We start from the raw sequence: 21433 nt of genomic DNA, 5'->3' as shown, positions 1-21433 counted from the left end.
TACGCTACGGAAGGACCCTCAGTCGGATCGCCTCTCCCACGCGGACAGGGGGCCATGCAAGCCGTGGAAGTACGGTCAACCGACGTGCACGGGTGCGTCCGAGGGTGTGCCCGCACGCATCGGCTTCTTGATCAGCAAAGTGGCGGCGGCAAGGGCGAGGGCGAAGGAAACCGCACTGGCGATGAAGGCTACGCGGTACCCGTGGACGTATCCGTCCAGGCGCACCGCCTTGGTGATCGTGCCATCCTGGGCAGCGAGGAACCCGGTGAGCGTCGAAACGTACAGTGTGTTGAGGAGTGCTGGCCCCATCGCGCCTCCGATCTGTTGGGTTGTGCTGATCATGGCACTGGCCACACCGGTGTCGGAGGGGTCGATGCCGGCCAGGGCGGTATTGGGCAGGGCGACGAATGCTGCTCCGAGGCCCAGTCCGATCAGGATCATCGCGGGCAGCACGACGAGAAGGTAGCCGCCGGTCTGTTCGATCTGGGGCAGCCACAGAGTGCCGATCAGCGCTACGGCGATACCGCTGACCATCAGCTGCTTGGGGCCGACCTTTGGCACCAGCGCGGCACCAAGCGTGGCTGCGGCGATGAGGCTGCAGGAGAAGGGGAGGAAAGCCAGGCCCGCGTGGAGGGGTTGATAGCCGAGATTGGCCTGGAGGTAGTAGGTCAGGAACAGCATGAGTGCGAAAAGACCGGCGCCGGTGAGCAGGGAGATCAGAAACGCGCCGCCCCGGTCACGGTCCAGGACTACGCGCAGGGGCAGCACGGGGTAAGCCGTGCGCCGCTCGACGGCGATGAAGGCGGCGATCAGCGCAGCACCGGCGATCAGCAAGGCCCAGGACAGCGCACTGGACCAGCCCTTCTCTGCGGCGTGGGTGAAGCCCCAGACCAGTGAGACCAGGCCAGTGGTGACGAGCAGGGCGCCGGAAATGTCGTAGCGGCGTCTGCCTTCCACCCGGCTTTCACGCACCGTTGGCAGGGCTGCGAGGGCGGCAGCCAGGGCGATGGGGGTATTGACGAACATGCACCAACGCCAGGTGGTGTACTCGGTCAGCACCCCGCCGATGATGAGACCAACGGCGCCGCCGGAGCCCTGCAACGCACCGTAGACGCCGAATGCCTTGGCTCGCTCACGAGTCTCGGTGAAGGTGACCGCGATCAGGGACAGTGCCGCCGGAGCGAGGAGGGCGGCGAATACGCCCTGCAGGGCCCGTCCGGCAAACAGAACCGCGCCAGTGGTGGCGATACCGGAGATCATGGAGGCGGCCGCGAACCCCACCAGGCCGATGAGGAAGACGCGTTTGCGGCCCACGAAGTCGACGATGCGGCCACCGAGCAGCAGCAGGCCGCCGAAAGCCAGCGAATAGGCGGTGACCGCCCACTGCCGGTTCGCGTCGCTGATGCCCAGATCCGACTGTGCCTGCGGGAGAGCGATGTTGATGATGGAGGCGTCCAGCACCACCATCAGCGTGGCCACTGAGATCACTGTCAGCGCAAACCAGCGCCGCGGATCCAGTCCAGGGAGGTCCTCGGCCGAGGAGGAAAGAGGCATTGCGGCACCAATCGGGAAGTCGGGGCGGGCGTCGCCTGCGCGGCCGGAAATGGGGGCACTTCGTTCGGCCGCTGCGCGTACGCACGGCCTCGACGTCGGCGCGCTCGCCCCGGGCGAGGGCTGAGGAACGTCCTGGCGGGCCGGCTGTCGCCCGAGCGACCAGGGCGGCGAGATCGCCGGGCCTGCTCGCTCGGGCGACGCCGGTGTGCCCGGCGGTTCAGCCCTGGATGGTGGCGAGCCAGGCGGTCAGCAGGCGGTTGACCTCCTCGGGACGCTCCTGTTGAATCCAGTGCCCGCAGCCCTCCAGGAGGTGGGAGGCGGACAGGGCGGGAAGAGTGGCGGGATAGGCGTCGATAGCGTCGGACATCCAGGTGGTGGAGGCGTCCAGGGTGCCGCCAATGAACAGGGACGGCTGCCTGATCGGGGCGCCGCGGTGGAGGGCGAGGTCCTCCCAGTCGCGGTCCATGTTGCGGTAGCGGTTGAGGGCGCCGGTCAGGCCGGTGCGCTCGAACTCCCCGACGTAGACGTCGAGGTCGTCCTCGGTCAGCCAGGCAGGGAGCTTCCCCAAGGGGAAGCGGTCGCGCAGCCGGGCGCTACCACTCCGGGTCACGAAGTGAGGATCGGGATCGCCCTGAGCGGGCATGGTGTCGGCGGACAAGGCCGCGTAGAAGCCCGCGAGCCAACTGCGGACGTCGGGCTCGATCTCCGCCTCGGCGCGGCCGGGCTCCTGGAAGTAGGAGACGTAGAACTCCTGCTCGGGGCCGCCGATCTGGCCGAAGATGTCGGTAGGACGGGGGCCGCCGGGCGGCGCGTAAGGAACGCTCAGCAGGCCGACGGCGCTAAAGACCTCAGGGTGGAGCAGGGCGGAGGCGGCGGCGATGTTGGAACCCCAGTCGTGGCCGACGATCACCGCGCTCTCCACGCCGAGGGCGCGCACGACGGCGACGTTGTCCTCTACCAGGTCGAGCATCCGGTAGGCCTCGGCCGCGACGGGCTTGGAGGAGCGGCCATAGCCGCGCACGTCGATGGCCACAGCCCGGTATCCGGCCGCCGCGAGAGCCGGGAGCTGCAGTCGCCAGGAGTACCAGGACTCGGGGAAGCCGTGCACGAGCAGGATCAGCGGGCCGGTGCCCTGCTCGACCAGGTGCAGTCGGCCGGCGGGGGCCTCGATGGTCCGGTGGCGGAGTTCTGCGTACGGCTCGGGTTGCATGGGTTTCTCCTCGGTTCACGGGGGGCGGGGTGCACATCGATCATGCGGTGCGACGGTCCCCGATGCGATTAGCGTTGCCATTCGGGCAAACTTGCAGGACAGAGCCAAGCAGCACGGCCGGTGAGAAGGGAGCAGGAGTGACCGACGACGGCACAGTCGAGACTCTGGCGGCAATGGGCTCACGGTTGCGGGCCGCGCGCGAGCGGCATGGCGCCACGCTCACTGGCGTCAGCTGTGCGACCGGCATCTCACCAAGCACGCTGTCACGGATCGAGACCGGCCGGCGCAAGCCCACCCTGGAGGTGGTGCTGCAGCTGTCGAAGGAGTACGGCGTCTCCCTGGACGAGCTGGCCGGCACCGCGCCCACCCCCGCGGCCGAGCCGCGCGCTGCGGCGCCGCTGAGTTTCGGGGATGACAAAGCGGTGCTGCCGTTGACCCGGTACGTCGGCGGCCTGCACGCCCACAAGCACGTCCTGCCCGCCGTCGAGAGCCCGCCCGCACGCCCCGGGCAGGTCTCCCACGACGGCTACGAGTGGCTGTGTGTGCTGTACGGACGACTGTGGCTCGCACTCGGTGACCAGGACCTCGTCCTGAGTGCCGGGGACATCGCCGAGTTCGATACCCGCAATCCCCACGGGGTCGCGAATGCCGGCCCCGGCGGCCCGGTCGAGTACCTGATCCTGTTCGGGCCGCAGGGAGAGCGCTTGCGACCGCGCACCCTGCCCACCCCCGGCCACAGGGCCCGGTAGCAAGCAGCGAACAAACGGCGTGACGTCCCAGATACACCCCTGGACGTCAGGCCTATTCCGCTTCGTCTCAGCAGCGTCGGAGTTACGGAAGGGGCGCAGGCTCTGGCCGGGATCGCGGGCCTTGATGTTGAATAGGTAGCGGCCCAGGGAGTTGATGTGCCGGCCCTTCAGCGGGGAGAGGCGGACGACGTCCTCGTCCTTGATGTCGTGGCCTTCGGCGCGGGGCCGGGCCACGGCGGCGTCCAGGTAGCGGGGTTCCACAGCGCCACCGCGTTGAGATCCAGGCCCAGGGTGGCGAGCTGGGTGGTGCCGACGTTCCCCCAGCCGTTGTCGTGGGCCAGATCGTAGGTGCCGAAGGCTATCGCCGCGTCGACGGGCCGATGAAGTAGAAGCTGTGGTTTTCCCCCGCACCGGATCGTCGGCGGGGCGCCAGTGCCGCCCGGGGTTCGGCAGCTGCCCCGGCTGTTCCTTCTTCTTGGCATCGATGCTGATCACCGGCTGACCGCCGGACTGGTGCACGCTGGGAGTACGAGGGGACAGCCGCAGGAAACACGGAACGAGGGGACGGGACGACGCCGATGGCCGACCAGGACCGATCGCAGGACGCACCGGGGTACGGGCCCTACAGCGCGGGCATGGTCCACGACGGTTACATGCGGGACAGACCGGGGCACGAACGCTTTGCCACCCTCTGGCTCTAGGTGAGCCGGACGGTTTCGCTCATGCTATGTCGGGCGGGTTCAGGCCATGAGAGCGATCACCGAGAAGACCAGGAGAACGGCTGCGTCGACGCCCAGGATCGTCAGGAGCAGCCGGTGGAGTTCGGAGTGTCCGGGCTTGGATCCCGCCGCACTGCTTCCGGCGGAGGTGAGTTCCAAGGCAAACACGACGCGTGGCACCGATGCCATCGTCAGCAGCGAGCCGGCCACGTTATGCAGGGCGACCAGGGTGCGCACGGAGTAGCCCAGTGAATGCGCGGCCCCTGCCTGGCTGGCGGCGAACATGGCGTTCGCGCCGGTGGTCGATCCTGTCAGGAAGCCACCCATTGCGCCGGTCCACGGCGCGAGCGCAACGTATGGACGCCCCAGCCCCGCGGCGGTGCGGGCCAGTTCCGCACTCATGCCGGACGCCGCCAACGTGGCCCCGACCAGGAGGAACAGGGCAGTGGCCAGTGCAACCGGCCACCACTGGCGTACCGCGGCCACCACCGGCTCACTCCCGCGAGCCTTTTCACCCAGCAGCCACGGGGCCGCAGCGCAGGTCATCGGCAGCCAGAACGCCGGGCTGCTCACCACCGTCGGGACCGGCCCCTGGGAGCCGAACACGGCCAGAAGCAGCCGCGAGCCCAACAGGCCGGCCAGCAGCAGGCCGTAAGGGGACAGGACGACTCCGATCGCGCGGCTGGGCCGGGGCCCAGAGCCGTCCCGGAACCAGATCAGCGCGACAGCCGCGGCGGTACCGGCCAACGATCCGAGCGCCCCCGCCAGTGATGTGCCCGCGACTGCTTGGGCCACCAGGACCCCCGCCCACAAAAGGCCCGCCACGACCAGCAGTTCAGGCAGTCTGCGCAGCGCCATACGCCGACCGCAGCCGATCAGCAACGCTGCCAGCCCCGTCAGCAACAAGACCGGCAGCGTCAGCAGGGCCGAATCCATGCCCAGCTGGTCGAACCCCACTCCCGTCAGCTCGGATGCCACCAGAGTGCCGGGGGCCAGGGCGCCCCATGGCACGAGCACAAGCCCCAGCAGTCCCAGCGCAGCCGCCTGGAACCGGGTGAAGCCGAGCCCCAGCAGCAGGGGAATCGCCACGACGATACCGATACCGAATCCCGTCACCGACTCCGCGAACGGCGTGATTCCGAGACAAATGAGTAGAACCGACCGCGACCGGTCGGCACTGAATCGCTGAATCCAGTCCGCGACAAGCTCGTAGGCTCCGACGGCCGTCAACTGTTTGTTCAGCAGCGTCCCACCGAAGAGGATGAGGACCACTTCCAGCAGAGTGGGAGAAATATCCACATATCCGCCTGCGAAGTCAGAAAGTCTCGCGCCGAAAGCCGTGACCGCTACGACGATCGACAGAACGAGGATGGCCGCCGCCACACCTTCCGGGCGAAAGCGCCGGGACAGAATGAGGACCAGGGCCAGGACGGGCGGGGTCGCAGCCAGGACAGCATGCACTCTATGCACTCTTCTCGTGGTGGTTTCATCTCGCTGCCGAGATGCGCAGAGCCCACCGACCGAAATGCAGAACGATGGAAACACATGGCTGAGGGCGACGAACTGTGTCCGCCCGCGCTTCACTCATGGGCGGAGCGCGGGGCAGAGGCTTCAACGATCAGCACTCGTAGTCTTCGTCACCCGCGACAAGGCGCAAGGGGAACCGGACGACATCCATCTCCGGGCGGACGGCGGTGCGCAGCTGACCGCGGTCTACGCGGGGCTGGACGACGTCGAGGCAGCCACACATCTGCAGGCACGCATTCCCGCGAGTGAGGAGCGGACCTGCCATGGAGTCGGGCTCCCGCACCACCGACAGTGCAAGAGCCCGACTGTATCCGTCAGTTCGCAGACAAACAGAGGCGAACTGACGGAGATCGTTGCGAGCCGATTTCCGATACCACAGCCCAGGGCGGTGATCAGGGGATTTGTATGTGTACTGGCACCAGGTGTAGGGCCGATGTCCTCGAGGCCCATGCTCGCGACGTTCACCCGGGTACTTGCCTCCGCCACAGACCTGCCAGGGCGACTGCAAGAGCAATCCCTGCGGCAATCAGAAGGTGTGCTCCTGCGGAAGGGGTGACGACCGCAGCCATTGCGAACGACAGTCCCGGCAGCAGGCGCTGTTTACCACGGAGCAGGCACATGCCAGCTGCGCTCACGACAAGGTAAGTCGTCAGGACAAGAGTTGCCGGCACAGCGACAAGATCGGCGGTACCCCATTGCGCAACGACACACAAGAGCAGGCCGAGGACCCCGATTCCAGCCACCGTGGCAACCGCGGTCGATGGGGCGCCCCGCCTGTTGCGCCGGGTCAGCGCCTTGGGAGCCCAGCCGTCACGGCCGAGTGCTGTGCCGAGGCTGGCAATGGATGAGAGGAAGGCTGTTGTCGTGGCCAGGCAGATCACCGCAGCAGCAAGACCGACGGCCAGACCGGTGGACACCCCCAGCTTGCGGCTGACGACCACAGCCAAGGAGACGCGATCCAGCTCCGCAGTGCCATAGCTGTGCGTGCCCACGACCGCCAGCGCCGCGCCGAGGTAGAGGACTGCGACGGTGACGAGGGTGATAGCCGTCGCACGGGGAAGGTTGCGTCCTACATCGCGGAAGTCGCCCGCCATGTGTACGACAGCCTCCCAGCCGGAGAATGCGTAGAAGAGCACGACGACGGCGCTGCCGATTGCGGCGGTGCCTGCCGGTGCGAACGGAGTCATCCGGCTCCACTGGATCTCAGGAAGTGCTGCCACGATCGCGATCACAAGGATGATGCAGACTCCTGCTGCCAAGACCATCTGGACCCAGCCACCGAATCGGAGGCCCGAGAGGGTTACGCAGACCGAGGCCGCGAGTATCGCCAGGCCGAAGAAGGGAGCAAGGCCCTGCGACAGACCGAAGGCATCGACAAGGTGGTAGCCGGCGGTCAGGGGAACGATCGTCTGGCCGACCGACCCAGCGATGAAGTACCACCATCCCGCGATGCCACCAGCCACGTCACCGAAAGCCCTGGCTGCAAAGACCGCCACTCCACCGCTGTCAGGGAACGTGGTCCCGAGCTGAGCGAAGGTGAAAGCCAGCGGGATCGACAGGCAGATCACGAAGATCCAGGCCACCAGTGACGCAGGTCCGGCCAAGGATGCGACCTGCCCGGGAAGGGTGAGCACGCCAGCGCCGAGAATCGCGCAGACGTAGAGCGAGACGCCGTGCATGAGGCCGATCCCGCCCGGGAGAGGGTGCTGGGGGTGGCTCACGGTAGGCGCCGTGACGTGGTTGGTGGAGGTGAGGTCGGGGGGCACGAATTCAGTGAACGCGAGGAGCACTACACCCGGAAGTGGCAGTATTGACGGCGTGCGCAAAAAACACGCCCCCCATCGCGTCGCTGTTGTGACCACCCCGAACGCCCCCTTGTTCGAGATCGCCGTACCCTGCGAGATCTTCGGAATGCCCCGCCCCGAGCTGATTGACCCGCCCTATGAAGTCACGCTGTGTGCCACGGTTCCCGGCGAAAGAGTCGGCAGTGGGTTCACCCCGGATGCCACGACGTTGGACGCGCTGGAGGAAGCTGACACTGTCGTCGTCCCCGCCTGTGCGGACGTGGACGATGAGGCCGACGAGGATCTCGTCAGGGCGCTCAAGGCGGTAGCTGAGCGCGGCGCCCGCGTCGTGGGACTGTGCTCGGGGGCCTTCGCCCTTGCCGCAGCGGGGCTCCTCGACGGAAGACGGGCCACGACGCACTGGATGTACGCAGACAAACTCGCGCGACGTTTTCCTCTGGTCAAGGTCGACGCGGCCGTGCTCTACACGGCCGAGGGGAACATCTTCACGTCAGCGGGGACAGCAGCGGCCATCGACCTGTGCCTCGAACTCGTGCGCCGTGACCACGGCGCCGCGGTCGTCAACGAACTCGCCCGACGTCTGGTGGTCGCTCCTCACCGAGGGGCCGATCAAGCACAGTTTGTCGCGGCGCCGGTGCCGACCGAGACGGACTCCAGCCTGGGGCCCATTCTCGAATGGGCAAGGGAGAACCTCCACCGGCCGCTCAGGCTGGCGGACCTGGCCGCCCAGGCGCACATCAGTCAGCGAACCCTCATCCGCCGCTTTCAGCGCGAACATGGGCTCCAACCCAGCCACTGGCTGAGGGAGCAACGCTTGCGCCGGGCTCAATCCCTGCTCGAATCCACACAGTTGTCGATCGAGGAGGTGGCCGCACAAAGCGGCTTCGGTACACCCGCCTCCATGCGACACAACTTCGCCCGATTCCTGCACACATCGCCGATCGCGTACCGCAATTCCTTTGCCAAGTAGGCGACCTCGATACCGGTGCCATCGGGGCCAGTGCCGTACGAGATGCTCAGCACAACTCGGAGTATGTGGTCTGACCGCGGCGTAGGAACTCGCGGACTACCAGCGGCGTCCACCGACCACCCAGCGCGGCGAGGGTGATGTCAACAGGGCACCGCGGTTCGTGGCCAGGCGGAACGAGGGCGCTGTCCGGGCAGGCCAGCGGGCCGTCCTGATCACCCGTCGGTGCGTGTCCAACGGTTTGGTGCGTCACGAAAACCGTGAGCCGTCGGTCGGCCGATGGGCGGGGCGGATCAGTTGCGCGTGCCGGCCGGTGGGCCGACGACGGTGGTGAGCTGGAGTTTGGTCTCGTCCTCACTGCCCGGCGCGGCGGTCATGATGACAATCTTGAGCTCCGTGTCGCCGTCGGTCAGGACATCGCAGTCCACCGTGACCGGGCCCACCGACGGGTGATCGACCCTCTTGTGGACCTCGCGGTTCGCGGTCACCTCTCCCGTCGCCCACAGCTCGGCGAACCTCTCGTTGCCTGCGTTCAGGTCGCGGACCAGCGCGGCCAGGCGGCTGTCCCGGGGGAAGCGGCCGGTGGCGCGGCGCAGATCGGAGACGAGGGCGGCGTCGGCGGTGTCGGGGTCCGTCTCGGTGACCGGCCACAGCGCGAGGGGGGTGTGATCGACGTCCACCGGGAACCTGTCGCGGGCGAAGTTGCGCATCCGCGGCGGCGAGACCAAGGGGTCTCCCAGCAGGGCGGCCCACCCGTGGTTCCACCACACCAGCTGCCAGTCCGCCGCGAACACGGCCACCGGTACGTCTCCGAGGCGGACGACTACCCGTTGCATACCGGGCGGGAGATGGTCGCAGATCGTGCCGTCCGCCGGCGGCATGATCTGGGCCAGCCGGTAGAGGTGGTCCCGCTCGGCGGTGGACAGTTGGAGAGCGCGTGCCAGGGACGCCACCACCGACGCCGAGGGTGTCGTGGCCCGCCCCTGCTCCAGGCGCACGACGTAGTCGACCGACACTCCGGCCAGGTCGGCCAGTTCCTCGCGCCGCAGCCCGACAGCCCGGCGCTTGCTGACGACCGGCAGCCCGGCGGCCGACGGGGGCAGCCGGTTCCGCCACGTGCGGATCATCGCGCCCAGTCCAGCTCCGGGGGGTGTCGTCGTCATGCTCTCCATCCTCCCGCGTCCCCGATCACATGCGGGGGCGCGAGGGTGGTACTGGTCTTCCCACCGTCGAAGCGTCCCTGGTCCGGCTCCCTCGTCAAGGCAACTATCGAAGGCATGACGATCACTTTCATCACCGGAGCCAACAAGGGCATCGGCCGCGAGACCGCCCGCCGCCTCATCGCGTGCGGTCACACCGTTCTCCTGGGAGCCCGCGACCGTGAGCGGGGTGAGGAGGCAGCCGCCGCGCTGGGCGCACGCTTCGTCCCTGTCGACGTGACCGACGACGCGTCCGTGGCCGCCGCCGCCGCGGACGTCGCCGAGCACGAGGGCAGGATCGATGTCCTGATCAACAACGCGGGGGTCCAGGGTCCCTTCGGTGATCCCGGCGACCTCACCGCCGCCGACGCCCGCGCCGTCCTCGACGTCAACGTCATCGGCGTGGTCCGCACCACCACCGCGTTCCTGCCGCTGCTGCGCCGTTCGGACGACCCCGTGATCATCAACGTCAGCAGCGGCATGGGCTCCCTCGCCTTCACCCACGACCCCGGCCGGTCCGAGTCGCACGTCGTCGTGCCGCTGTACGCCTCCTCGAAGGCGGCGCTGACGATGTTGACCACGCAGTACGCCAAAGGGCTCAAGGGCATTCGCGTCAACGCCGCCGACCCCGGCTACACCGCGACCGACATAAACGGTCACAGCGGCTCCCAGACCCTCACCGAGGGCACGGACGCGATCGTCGCCCTCGCCACCGAGGAGCCCGGCGCCAGCACCGGACGCTTCATCGACCGCCATGGCGAGATCGCCTGGTCCTGAGACCGGCGGTGCCGGGTCACCGGCCCTGAAGAACAGAACGGGCAGAACTCGGAGTACGAGGCGTTGTCGGTCGCGACCATCTCCGGCTTCACCCCGCCGTCGAGGTTCAGCAGGGTGTCGAGGGTGTAGAGGCTGTCGCGCGATCCACATTCGGTACTTCGGCGTCCGCTTAGCGGTCGCGTCCGGGAGTCGCGGCGCGGGCCGACATGGCGGGCGGTCCGAACCGAACTCGGATGTCCCCTCGGCGCTGCCCCTGCCGAGAACGAGGCGCCAACGGGAATCCGCTCCCGCACTGCACGGAGCGAGTGCCCAGGCGGTGCTGCCGGAAGAGGCAAGGCGCCAACGGGAATCCGCTCCCGCACTGCACGGAGCGAGTGCCCAGGCGGTGCTGCCGGAAGAGGCAAGGCGCCGACGGGAAAACGCTCCCGCCGTCCACGAGGACGGCGGCGTGTTCCGGTGATTTCCCGGGATGGTGCTCCTGCGGGGCCCGCCCCCACCACGCGAGGGAGGCGGGGGCGGGCCCTGTAAAGGGGCGTCCGACGGACCTGAGTCGCTCAGGCCAGGTCGGGTCGCTCCGCCACTCGTACAGCGTTCACCAGCGTCTTGCCGTCACCCGCGACGAAGCGCAGGTTGAGCTGCCCGTCGGTCACGGTCACGGTGTAGGTCTTGACGAGGGCTGTCTTCTGGCCCGCCTCCAGGGCGATGTCCAGGTTGGGCTCGACGAGCTTGCCCTCGGCCATCACGTCGAAGACCCGCTTGGTGGGTGCCCTGCCACCGATCTCGGCGAAGTCGAGGTCCACGCGGTAGACACCGTCCGGCACGTTGTCGAAGCGGTACTCCAGCATGCCCTCACGGGCCGTGGTGAAGCGTGCGTCGTCCTCGATACCGGCGATGGGGCTCTTCGTGGACGTGGTGACGGACCTGCCGATCCAGCCGTATCCGCCCGCCCTGTACTCCTGGTCCGCGGCCCAGGAGTCACCGTTGACGTCCGCGGCGGTGGGGTCGTCGGCGCCGATGTCCAGCGCCTTGAGGTAGGCCGGGACCACCATGCGGACCGGAATGACGATCTCGGGCGAGCGACCCGACTCCGAGTGCACGACCAGGTCGGTGCTGTACACCTGGCCGGGCGTGAGGCCCTTCGTGTCGAAGGAGAGCTCGATCTTGGCCTCGGCGCCCTTGGCGACGGTGCCCTCCGTCGCGTCCAGGGTCAGCCAGTCCTCGTCCTCGGTCGCCGTCCAGTCGGCCTCGGAGCCGCCGTTGGTGAGGGTGACGGTCCGCTTGCGGGAGTCGTCACCGGGCACCACCGCGGTGATCCCGTCGGTGCTCTTCGTGGTGACGACGCCGGTCGCGAGCGAGGCGCCCACCTCGGTGAGCTCACCCCCCCGGACGTCGGCCGACTTCTCCACGTCCTGGTAAGCGGGCGCCGAGATCTTGACGTTCTGCTGTCCGACCGGGGCCTGGAGGAGGTACAAACCCTCGGCATCGGTGACCGTCGAGGCCGTACCGGCCGTCACCGTGGCGCCATCGACGGGCAGGCCGTCGTTGGCGTCCGTCACCTTGCCCCAGAGCACGCCGGTGGTTGTGGAGTGGAAGGAGATGCTGGTGCCGTCGTCGATGACGGCCTCGTCGTTCGAGTACTGCAGGGCGTCGGTGCCGTTGGCGTTCTCGACACCGATGGTGGCGCTGTTCCCCTGGAACCGGCCATCGCTCGGGACGTCCTTGTACCGGTAGGTTACAGCGCCGGTCTCACTGATCTCCGCGGAGAAGGAGAAGGACTGCGTGATGCCGAACGGGTGGATCTTGCGCCACTCGATCACGAACTTGCGGTGGGGCGCCGTTCCGTAGGCCTTGGTGTAGACGCCGCCGGCCTTGGCGTCGACAGCCAGGTCGTCCCAGAACGGGTACAGCGCGGCGTTCGGGGCCGCCGCCGTCGGGATGGCAGTGTTGTAGAAGAAGGTGCTGGCGCCGCCGAAGGAGATCAAACCGTTGGTGTTGATCCAGGCGGTGCTGTAGGACCTGCCGTAGAACGGGAAGGCGAACGGCAGGGCCGTTGAGGTGACCACGTCGTCACCGACGAGGTTGAGCTTGGTGTCGCCCTCGACCCAGGCCGCGGTCCCGGTGCGGCAGGCGGTGCGGAACGTGTCCAGCCGCAGCGTCAGCGAGAAGTCCGCTGTGGTGTCCCCGCTGACGCTGATCTCCCGGCTCGCCGGGCTCACGCAGCGCGAGGGGCTCGTTGCCTTGAGGGTGTAGTCACCGTTGGGGATCACAGCCGAGTAGTGCCCCTGGGCGTCGGTGGTGGCCGAGACCGGGGTGTTCGCGAAGCTGACGACCGCGCCGGCGGCCGGTCCGTCCTCACTGGACACAGTGCCGGAGACGGTGCTGGTCGGCGTCTGGACCAGGTCGAAGTTGGCGGAGGCGGTCTGGGCCTCGGCGATGGTGACCGATTCGTGGGCCGTCCTGTAGCCGAACTTGCTCGCCGTCAGCTGGTAGTCACCAACGATGAGGGTGGGCAGCGAGTAGGTGCCGTCCGCTCGCGTGGTGACGGAACGGTGGATCGGGCCCTCGGCGGTGATGGTGGCGCCGGCCAGCGGCTCACCGCCGACGAGCACCGTGCCGCCGAGCGAACCGAGGGAACCACGCGGGGCGTTGTCCACCGCGGTCTTGACGTCGAGCTTGCCCTCACCGAAGACATTGTTGTTCTCCGCGGTGCCACCGCACTGCAGGTTCTCGGTGTCGCGGGCCGACTGGTTCAGCGCCTCTTCGGTGGCTTCGACCTCTCCCCGCAGCGCCGGCGAGGCGGACCAGAGCAGAGCCACGGCGCCCGCGGTGTGCGGGGAGGCCATCGACGTGCCGCTGTTGAGCTGGTAGCCGCCACCGGGGACGGAGGAGCGCACGTTCACACCGGGGGAGGCGATGTTGGGCTTGATCGCGCCGTTCTCACCGGTGCCGCGGGACGAGAAGGAGGCGATTTTGCCGTTCACGTCGTAGGCGCCGGAGGCGTAGCTGGCCACGTAGTTGCCCGGAGAGCTGGCCGTGTTGCAGCCCGAGCCGGAGTTGCCGGCCGAGAAGGCGGGGAAGATGCCCGCGGCCCGCCAGGCCTCGACGATCTCCTGGTACCAGGGGTCGACGCCGGGGGCACTGGAGCCCCAGGAGTTGTTGACGACGTCCGGGGCCATGTCCGGGCGGGGGTTGTTGCCCTGACGGTCGGTCGGGGCGACGATCCACTGGCCCGAGGCCAGCAGGGCCGCCTCCGGGCAGCCGCCCGACTCGCAGCCCTTGGCGGCGATCCACCGGGCGCCCGGTGCGACGCCGATGTGGTTGGCGCCGCCGTCGTCGCCGACCATGGTGCCCATGGTGTGGGTTCCGTGGCCGTTGTTGTCGCAGGGGGCTCCGCCGGTGCAGACGCCCGACGGGTCGAACCAGTTGTAGTCGTGACTGAAGGACCCGTCGGCGTTCAGGCCGCGGTACGTGCCGGCCACGGCGGGGTGGGTCTGGTCCACGCCGGTGTCCACGTTGGCGACGACGATGCCCTCACCGCGGACGCCGTAGTCGTTCCAGACGTCCGGGGCCTTGATGTCGTCGATGTTCCACTCGACGCCGTTGACCGAGGCCTGGTCCTTGCCCTTGATCGGCTCGTCCAGCTTGATGGTCCTCGGCGCTCGGACGGCCGTCACCTCGGGAAGCGCGGCAATCTTCTCGGCCACCGCCTCGGTGGCGGTGACCTGGACCTGGTTGGCGATCCAGAACGACTTCGCCTCGGCATTACCAGCCTTGGCGATCTCGAGGACGTTCGCCTGGGACTCCTTGGCGGTGGCCTTCTTGGCCCGCATCAGCTCGGCGCCCCGATCGGCCTTCTTGGTGAGCTGGTTGGCCTTGGTGAGGTCGGCCTCGCCCTTGAGGTCGACCATGAAGGTGGCCTTGCCCTTGTCGTCGAGCTGCTCCAGGACCTTCTGCTCGGCCTTCACGCTCAGGGGATCGGCGTCGGCGGAGGCCGACGCGGTCGCCGCGACGGCGGTGAGGGAGCCTAAGGGCAGCAGAGCCATGGCGGTCACCGCCACGGCGACGGCTCTTAACGGTTTGAGGGTCCTCGACGGTCCGGAGGATTTGGTCCGAATCGGTCTCACTGAGTCTCCATCACTGTTCACGCGGGGATCACCCGCTACCGAACGACGGCACGTGCACGGATGGTGCGGATGTGGGTGCGCTGAATCCGGGCCCGTGACCTACAAACCCGCGAATCTTTGCTCAGCCCTGCAGAGCGGCACAAGAACGCATGCGTGGCTACGGCATGAATGGCGTGAAGGCGCCACTTCCGACACTGCGCATAACAACGCCGCCGGCTGGGTACCGACGCCTCCCCGGACAGACCCAGCCGGGAGCGAGAGCACGCCGGACGGCTTTGTCAGGTTGAGCGAGTGCTCGAGGGTGTGAGCCGGTTCGACGCGTTTCGGCTTCGGTGGTGACAGCGGCTCAGGCTGCGGCGGGCAGGCTGGCGACGCCGGTGATCTGGTCCCAGATCGCGAAGCGGATGATCATCTCGGCGCGGTAGTTCGGGGCGGTGAGGAGGTGACGGCGGGTCGGAAGTGGGGTGAGATGCCGCTGAACGCGGCCGGGAACCGTTGTGCGGCACCCACCGATCGGAAGCCTTTCATCGCGCGCTCGCGTTGCCTCGTCGGCTGGTGGGAGTTCTCGGCCCGGTTGTTCAGGCCCTTGCGCGAGCGGTGTTCGACCGACGGCATCTCGTGGCGGTGGGCGGCGCCGTAGGAGCGGAGCTTGTCGGTGACGATCACCCGGGGCACCGACCGGGTCTTCTTCATCAGCTTCCGGAAGAAACGCCTGGCCGCGGCCTCGTCCCGCCGGTTCTGCAGCAGGATGTCGAGCACGTTCCCGTGCTGGTCCACGGCCCGCCACAGGTAACGCTGCACGCCGTTGATCATGACGAACACCTCGTCCAAGTGCCACGTGTCACCAGGCCCCGGACGGCGCCGACGCAGAGCAGCGGCATAAGCCGGGCCGAACCGGCGCCTCCACTGGTGGACCGTCTCGTGGCTGACCTCGATGCCGCGCTCGAGCATCAACTCCTCGATGTCGCGCAGGCTCAGGTTGAAGCGGTGGTACAGCCACACGCAGTGGGAGATGACCTCCGGAGGGAAGCGGCAACCCCGGTACGACGGCGTCACCACGGACAGCCCCTCCAGCGATTCGACCAGACGAATGATCACGCCGCCTGAGAAGGCCACCACTCAACCTGACAACGCCTGTTGAACGCCTCGCGCGGATCTAGGCCGGCGTCGATGAGCAGCAGGTCACGTCCATGCCGGACAGGTCGGTGTCGGTGACCACGCCGACCGGCCGGTGCTCGTCGTCGACGACGACGCCCGCGTTGTGGGCGCGCTTCGGCAGCAGGGCCAGCGCGTCGGCGACGGTCTGGTGCGGTGCCAGCACGATGGGGGTGTCCAGGACGTGGTGGCGGCCCTTCACCCAGGAGACGACCTCGGTGACGACCTCGATGGGGATGTCCTGCGGGATGACCACGAGTCCGCCGCGTCGGGCCACGGTCTCGGCCATGCGGCGCCCGGTGATGGCGGTCATGATGGCGACAACGAGCGGGATGGCGGTGCCCGTGCCATCCGGGGAGCTGAGGTCCACGTCCTGCCGCGAGCCGACGGCGGAGCGGCTCGGCACCATGAAGACGTCGTCATACGTCAGGTCGTAGGACGGCCGGACATCGTTGAGAAATCGCACGTGCACATCCCGGAAAGCATCAGATTCGGCCCCGCGACGCGACAGCCGAGGGGAAAGGGCACGTGCTTCATGTTCCCGCGCCGCGGGGCCGACGCGCCAGAGGACGATCGTCCGGTCCGGTGGATCAGGGTTCCGTACGATCCTCCAAGCGCGGGCGGGCCGGGCCCCACGGCCGGCACAGCCAGAGGTGGTCACGGGCATGCCAGCCCAGCTGGATACGGGAGGTGACACCGGCCAGGTCCATCATGTGGCGGATGCGCCGCTGCACGGTCCGCCGGCCGATTCCGAGCCGCCAGGCCACGGCGGTGTCGGTGTGCCCGGACAGCAGCATCCGCAGGATCCGGCCGTCCAGCTCCAGGAGCTCCGGGAGCTCGGGTTCCTCCAGTTCCTCGGGTTCCTCGGGTTCCTCCGGTTCCTCGGGTTCCTCCGGTTCCTCCGAGCCCTCCGGTTCCTCCGAGCCCTTCGGCAGCGGAGCCGACGCAGAGGCGCGGGTCGGGTCCGTCACGGGTCTGACGGATGTGTGCGATCGCATGCGCATTTCTCCTTCGTGGCTCCCACAGGGCGTGAAGGGGAGGAAGTCGCCATTCCGTTCGCGGCGATCAGTGCGGCGTGGGCGCAGGATCGGACCCTCAGGGGCGAGCTGACGGCGTACGAGTCAAGGTCCGAGGCGTATGTGCTGCACAGAGTCGACCAGGCGCCAGCGGCGCGGCTGCGACGACGGTCAACTCCTGGCTGCCGAAACGCCACTTGCGTGCCCACAACGGCTCCACGCTGGTCACCGTCGTCCAGGTGCCGGACGATCCCTCCGACGAAGATCCTGCGCCGAGCGGTACGAGCTTCTGAGCCGGCGTCGCACGCAGCCCGACCGCCCGCCGGTCCGCGCGGCGGGCTCATGCCCTGCCGCGCGGACCTCTCCGTCACATGGTGCGTTGGACGCCGATCACATAGTGCGGTGGACGCCGATCACGTGGTGCCGGTAGGTGTCGCTCACCTGGTGCGGTAAGCGTCGATGATCGTCTGGGTGAAGGCGTTGTCCTGCCGGTCCCGGACCTCGGCCCGGAAGGACACCGAGCCTCCGGCGGCCGGATTGTGCACGGTCGCCTTGCCGTTTCGCACCGCGAGCGGCTGCCAGGACTTTCCGCCGTCGTAGGAGACGAACACCTTCAGCGTCGCCAGGTCCTGGTCCGTGGCCGAGCCCTGGACCGTGACCGGTACCGACTGACTCTTCCCCGCGGTGGCCGTGGAGTCGAGGGCGAGCTTGGGCGTGTACCGGACCACGCTCGCCGGAACGGCCGTGGCCCCGGTTGTGTGGCCGGAGGTGAACTCGGCCTCCCAGGTGACCGTGGAACTCGTCGCGGAGACACCGGCCTTGGCACGGCTGACCGTGGTGACGAGCCGGTACCTGGCCTTGTCCGGCGGCAGCTGGAAGGTGGCCGAGTCCAGGACGTCGTCGAAGGTCGCGTACTTCTCGCCGTCGCGGTAGAGCGTGGTGGACGCCGACTCGGCGTCGTACAGGCTGCTCCCGCTGTGCCCGGCGCCGTCGGCGAAGGGCGTGATCCTGCCGGTGAGGGTGTCACCGTCACGGACCAGACCCGGCTTGTCGCCCAGCAGGGGGCCGAAGACGCCGTTGTTGAACGTCTCGGTGTACTTCTGTCCGGCGCGGTACGCCGCGGCGGGGGCACTGTACTCGGCCTGTGCCTTGCCAGTGGTGCCGTTGATCTGCCGGAAACTGCGCTGCCAGCGGTAGCCGCCCTGGAGGTAGACCGTCCGGTCGCTCGGCAGACCGGAGAAGAACCCCACGGCCGCGGCCCCTGGAACGTCCGCGGGGAGCGTCCAGTCGATGCCCTGGGCACCCTTGGCCGAGCCTCCCAGGTCCGTCGTCAGCTGCGCGAGCTCCTTCCACGTCACATGCTGGGTGTGGCCGGTGTAGAAGCCCCCCTTGTGGGTGTCCGCGATATGGAACTCCGTGTTGCCGTCGATCCAGCGCGACACCAGGTACGAGGTCACCTCGTCCGCCGGCGGCGGAGTGCCGATCTGCGCCAGGCCGATACTGCCCGTGGCGTCCGGGAGCAGACCGAGAGCACTGGTGTGAACGGTCCCGTTCTCCTTCACCGCCGTGTAGAGAATCGTCGAGTAGTGCTTGGCGTTCGGGTCGGGCAGCGACAGCTCGAGCGGCTTGGCCTGCCGCGCGTCGAGCTCGATGGTCATGTCCTTGTCGATCTTGAGCTTCGGAGCGGAGAGCAGGTCGAAGCCCTCGGTCGGGGAGCCCCCCACGAAGAACTTGCCGACCAGGTTGTAGTCGCCCTTGGGCACGCGCATCTGCGCCATGCCGTCGGTCCCGGTGACGATCTGGAAGTTGTTGTTGTCCAGGCCCGTGAGCCAGGCGTTCCAGAACAGGGGCTCGGGCTTGTTGCCGTCCCGGTCGGTGGCCTCGAAGGTGATGTCGTAGACCTCCGCCTCGCGTTCCAGACCGCCCAGGCTGCGGACGGTCTGGCCGTCGCCCGACGCGGTGACGGTGACGGTGTACGCGCCTGTGGTGTCACCTCCCAGCCGGGTGTCGGCGGTGACGTCGACCGACGCCGTGCCGCCTGCGGGCACGGTGACCTGATGGGCGCTCAGGGTGAAGAAGCCCTCGGGTGCGGCACCCTGCGGTCCGGTGGTGTCGGTGGACAGGTCGAGGGTCACCGGCTGCGTGCCGCTGTTGCGGTAGGTGATCGTCTTGGTGAGCGGTTCGTCGTCCGTGTGCGGAAAGCGCACCCGGCCGAAGTTGATCGAGCCCGGCTCGGAGATCACGGTCTGGCGGACCGCTCGTGCCACGTCGACACGTCCGCTGCCCTGCTCGTACGCGGTGTAGTCGCCCGGCTCGGCCGAGCCCATGAGCGCCGCCTTCAGCTGCGCACCGCTCCAGTCGTGGTGCTGCTGGGCGAGCAGCGCCGCCGCACCCGCGACGTGCGGGGTGGCCATGGACGTGCCGTCGAGCGTGACGTAGCCGGGGGCCGGGTGCGGCTTGTCGGCCAGGGTACCCGCGGCGTTCGCCGCGGTGATGCCCACCCCGGGCGCCGTCACATCGGGCTTGATCCCGCTGTCCTCCAGCCGCGGACCGCGGGAGGAGAAGGAGGCGAGGACGTCCTGCTTGTCGACCGCGCCGACGGTCAGCGCCCTCTGGGCGGTGCCGGGCGTGCCGACAGTCTTGCTGCTCGGGCCCGAGTTGCCCGCGGCAATCACGAACAGCGCCTGGTCGGAAAGCCTGTTGACGGCGTCCTCGAGCGGGTTCGGGCCGATGATGTCCGGTGAACCGAGCGACATGCTCACGATGTCGGCGCCCTGCTCGACCGCCCACTCCATGCCCTCGATGATCCCCGACTCCAGGCCGGAGCCGCTGTCGCCCAGCACCTTGCCGTTGAGCAGCTCGGCACCCGGCGCCACGCCCTTGTAGCGGCCGTCCGACGCCGCGCCGGTTCCGGCGGCGGTGGAGGCGACGTGCGTACCGTGGCCCTGATGGTCCTTCGCGTCCACCGAGGGCGTGAAGTTCTTCTCGGCGACGACCTTGGATTCCAGGTCCGGGTGGCTGGTGTCGATACCCGTGTCGAGTACGGCTATTCGCACCCCCGTACCGTCATATCCCGCCTGCCAGGCCTCCGGGGCGCCGATCTGCGGAACGCTGGTGTCCAGCTGGGCGCTCATCACCCGGTCCAGGCTGATGCTCGCCACGCCGGCGGCGGCCTGCAGCCCCGGGGCGGCGGCCTCGGACCCTGCGGCCCCCGTAGCTCCTGCGGCGGAGGAGCGGAGCTGCGCGGTGGCGGAGCGGGTGAGCGACGCCCATACCGCCGAGGCGTCCTCGGCCGGCACGGTCATGGCCTCCCCATGGACCGCGTCGAGCCGGTGGACGGGCGCGTCGGTCGCCGCGAGCAGCGACTGCGGCGCGGCCGAGCGGGCCTTGGTGTTGGCCTTCGCGTAGTGGTCCTTGCCGTAGGTGACGATGATCGGCACGCCACCGCCCGTCAGTTCCCGGTACTCGGGCCTGCTCAGTTCGGTGACGTCGAACAGGCTCATGTCCAGGGTGTGCGCTGCGAGCATCGCGTCGGCGTCCGCCGGGAGCACGTAGGTGTGGCCGCCGATCTCGCTGATCTGCATGGGTACGGAGGTCCGGCCCTTGGCGGGCAGCACGCCGGCCGCCTTGCCGTGGGCGTCCACCATCACCCGGTCACCGGTGATCAGGGTGACCTCGTCCTTCGGCTGGGTCGACGGCAACGGCGAGGCGCCGGACGGGTCCGGCGTCGGCGCCGGTGTCGCGCTCGCGGTGTCCAGGCCTGCGGTCATGCCCACCATCAGGGCCAGGGCCGTCGCCGCAACGGCGGCGACGGGTCTGCTCCGGGTGGAGCGGGTTATTCGCACAGTGGCTTCCCTTTGTACTTGACTGCCCCCGGCCGCGGAAGAATGCGCCGGAGGCAAATGCCATCGTCAAGATGTCGACTAGGACTTGCAAAGAAATCTGAATGTCAGTTAACTCGTACGTTCACCAGCTCGTTGAGGATCGTCGGGCACCTGCGTGGGCGCTGTCACGTTGTTGGGTAGGTGGTCGTCTGACGGCGCGTCAGCATGTGGCGGGGCCCGTGTGACGGCCTGTGCTCAGGCCGCGGTGGGTCGGCTGGTGACTCCGGTTGTGCGTGCGAGCTCAGTGAACGCGAGGAGCGTCACAGCCGGAAGTGGCAGTATTGACAACGTGCGCAAAAAACACGCCACCCATCGCGTCGCTGTTGTGACCACCCCGAACGCCCCCTTGTTCGAGATCGCCGTACCCTGCGAGATCTTCGGAATGCCCCGCCCCGAACTGATTGACCCGCCCTATGAAGTCACGCTGTGTGCCACGGTTCCCGGCGAGAGAGTCGGCAGTGGGTTCACCCCGGATGCCACGACGTTGGACGCGCTGGAGGAAGCCGACACTGTCGTCGTCCCCGCCTGTGCGGACGTGGACGATGAGGCCGACGAGGATCTCGTCAGGGCGCTCAAGGCGGTAGCTGAGCGCGGCGCCCGCGTCGTGGGACTGTGCTCGGGGGCCTTCGCCGCGGACCAGGGCGCGTAGCAGTCCGCCGCTGATGCCGTCAGGCGTCGTCATAGGTCCATGGTTACCGGGAGCGCAGAGCACAGCTGCGGCATGCCGGTGATCGTGGAGCGGCCGGC

Annotated in this window: 12 protein-coding genes and 4 pseudogenes; 4 read left to right on the top strand and 12 right to left on the bottom strand. The window is 68.4% G+C overall.

What is annotated here, in order from left to right; all coding sequences use genetic code 11:
- Positions 1 to 75 precede the first annotated feature (75 nt).
- A complete protein-coding gene (locus tag ACFU8W_RS24510; protein WP_384040932.1) occupies positions 76 to 1479 on the bottom strand; it encodes an MFS transporter in 1404 nt (467 codons plus the stop codon).
- A 292-nt stretch (positions 1480 to 1771) separates the two neighbouring features.
- Positions 1772 to 2764, bottom strand: coding sequence for an alpha/beta fold hydrolase (locus ACFU8W_RS24505; protein WP_384040929.1), 993 nt, complete (start codon positions 2762 to 2764; stop codon positions 1772 to 1774).
- A 173-nt stretch (positions 2765 to 2937) separates the two neighbouring features.
- Between ACFU8W_RS24505 and ACFU8W_RS24500 the strand changes: the two genes are divergently transcribed.
- On the top strand, positions 2938 to 3513 hold the full coding sequence (locus ACFU8W_RS24500; protein ID WP_384041171.1) for a helix-turn-helix domain-containing protein: 576 nt from the start codon (positions 2938 to 2940) through the stop codon (positions 3511 to 3513).
- A 147-nt stretch (positions 3514 to 3660) separates the two neighbouring features.
- On the opposite strand, the pseudogene ACFU8W_RS24495 reads toward ACFU8W_RS24500, so the two are convergent.
- The 4 genes and pseudogenes from ACFU8W_RS24495 to ACFU8W_RS24480 all read right to left on the bottom strand — a co-directional run.
- Positions 3661 to 3753, bottom strand: a pseudogene (locus ACFU8W_RS24495) (hypothetical protein); the annotation flags it as partial.
- Positions 3754 to 3817: 64 nt separating this feature from the next.
- A pseudogene (locus tag ACFU8W_RS24490) lies at positions 3818 to 4029 on the bottom strand (ISAzo13 family transposase); the annotation flags it as partial.
- Positions 4030 to 4253: 224 nt separating this feature from the next.
- Positions 4254 to 5816, bottom strand: a complete 1563-nt coding sequence (locus ACFU8W_RS24485; protein WP_384040926.1) for an L-lactate permease — start codon at positions 5814 to 5816, stop codon at positions 4254 to 4256.
- 404 nt (positions 5817 to 6220) lie between these two features.
- Entirely contained in the window at positions 6221 to 7438 is a 1218-nt protein-coding gene (locus ACFU8W_RS24480) for an APC family permease (protein ID WP_384040923.1), read from the bottom strand.
- A gap of 175 nt (positions 7439 to 7613) precedes the next feature.
- Between ACFU8W_RS24480 and ACFU8W_RS24475 the strand changes: the two genes are divergently transcribed.
- Positions 7614 to 8534 carry a helix-turn-helix domain-containing protein gene (locus ACFU8W_RS24475; RefSeq protein ID WP_384040920.1) on the top strand — a complete coding sequence of 307 codons (921 nt, stop codon included), beginning with the start codon at positions 7614 to 7616 and terminating at the stop codon, positions 8532 to 8534.
- A 290-nt stretch (positions 8535 to 8824) separates the two neighbouring features.
- Here the strand turns inward: ACFU8W_RS24475 and ACFU8W_RS24470 are convergent, their stop codons facing one another.
- Positions 8825 to 9703, bottom strand: a complete 879-nt coding sequence (locus ACFU8W_RS24470; RefSeq protein ID WP_384040917.1) for a helix-turn-helix transcriptional regulator — start codon at positions 9701 to 9703, stop codon at positions 8825 to 8827.
- A gap of 105 nt (positions 9704 to 9808) precedes the next feature.
- Between ACFU8W_RS24470 and ACFU8W_RS24465 the strand changes: the two genes are divergently transcribed.
- Positions 9809 to 10507 carry an SDR family NAD(P)-dependent oxidoreductase gene (locus ACFU8W_RS24465; RefSeq protein ID WP_384040914.1) on the top strand — a complete coding sequence of 233 codons (699 nt, stop codon included), beginning with the start codon at positions 9809 to 9811 and terminating at the stop codon, positions 10505 to 10507.
- A 554-nt stretch (positions 10508 to 11061) separates the two neighbouring features.
- Here the strand turns inward: ACFU8W_RS24465 and ACFU8W_RS24460 are convergent.
- The 5 genes and pseudogenes from ACFU8W_RS24460 to ACFU8W_RS24440 form a co-directional block, all read right to left on the bottom strand.
- Positions 11062 to 14550, bottom strand: a complete 3489-nt coding sequence (locus ACFU8W_RS24460) for a S8 family serine peptidase (RefSeq protein ID WP_384040911.1) — start codon at positions 14548 to 14550, stop codon at positions 11062 to 11064.
- 427 nt (positions 14551 to 14977) lie between these two features.
- Positions 14978 to 15690, bottom strand: a pseudogene (locus tag ACFU8W_RS24455) (IS6 family transposase).
- Between the two features lie 77 nt (positions 15691 to 15767).
- A pseudogene (locus tag ACFU8W_RS24450) lies at positions 15768 to 16252 on the bottom strand (IMP dehydrogenase); the annotation flags it as partial.
- A gap of 124 nt (positions 16253 to 16376) precedes the next feature.
- Positions 16377 to 16784 carry a hypothetical protein gene (locus ACFU8W_RS24445; RefSeq protein ID WP_384040908.1) on the bottom strand — a complete coding sequence of 136 codons (408 nt, stop codon included), beginning with the start codon at positions 16782 to 16784 and terminating at the stop codon, positions 16377 to 16379.
- A 455-nt stretch (positions 16785 to 17239) separates the two neighbouring features.
- The gene (locus ACFU8W_RS24440) at positions 17240 to 20647 is read right to left on the bottom strand and encodes a S8 family serine peptidase (RefSeq protein ID WP_384040905.1); all 3408 of its coding nucleotides are present in this window, start codon (positions 20645 to 20647) and stop codon (positions 17240 to 17242) included.
- A gap of 328 nt (positions 20648 to 20975) precedes the next feature.
- Between ACFU8W_RS24440 and ACFU8W_RS24435 the strand changes: the two genes are divergently transcribed.
- On the top strand, positions 20976 to 21335 hold the full coding sequence (locus ACFU8W_RS24435; RefSeq protein WP_384040902.1) for a hypothetical protein: 360 nt from the start codon (positions 20976 to 20978) through the stop codon (positions 21333 to 21335).
- The last annotated feature ends 98 nt before the right edge of the window (positions 21336 to 21433 follow it).

It is taken from the genome of Streptomyces sp. NPDC057565 (genome assembly GCF_042801455.1).
Taxonomy (GTDB): domain Bacteria; phylum Actinomycetota; class Actinomycetes; order Streptomycetales; family Streptomycetaceae; genus Streptomyces; species Streptomyces yanii.
Note: the sequence above shows the minus strand (reverse complement) of the source record. Positions and strands in the feature narration are given on the sequence as shown.

Excerpts from the sequence above, each read along its gene's own strand:
- ACFU8W_RS24505 (WP_384040929.1), bottom strand. The coding sequence starts at position 2,764 with ATGCAACCCGAGCCGTACGCAGAACTCCGCCACCGGACCATCGAGGCC.
- ACFU8W_RS24500 (WP_384041171.1), top strand. The coding sequence starts at position 2,938 with ATGGGCTCACGGTTGCGGGCCGCGCGCGAGCGGCATGGCGCCACGCTC.
- ACFU8W_RS24480 (WP_384040923.1), bottom strand. The coding sequence starts at position 7,438 with ATGCACGGCGTCTCGCTCTACGTCTGCGCGATTCTCGGCGCTGGCGTG.
- ACFU8W_RS24470 (WP_384040917.1), bottom strand. The coding sequence starts at position 9,703 with ATGGAGAGCATGACGACGACACCCCCCGGAGCTGGACTGGGCGCGATG.
- ACFU8W_RS24465 (WP_384040914.1), top strand. The coding sequence starts at position 9,809 with ATGACGATCACTTTCATCACCGGAGCCAACAAGGGCATCGGCCGCGAG.
- ACFU8W_RS24460 (WP_384040911.1), bottom strand. The coding sequence starts at position 14,550 with ATGGCTCTGCTGCCCTTAGGCTCCCTCACCGCCGTCGCGGCGACCGCG.
- ACFU8W_RS24445 (WP_384040908.1), bottom strand. The coding sequence starts at position 16,784 with ATGCGATCGCACACATCCGTCAGACCCGTGACGGACCCGACCCGCGCC.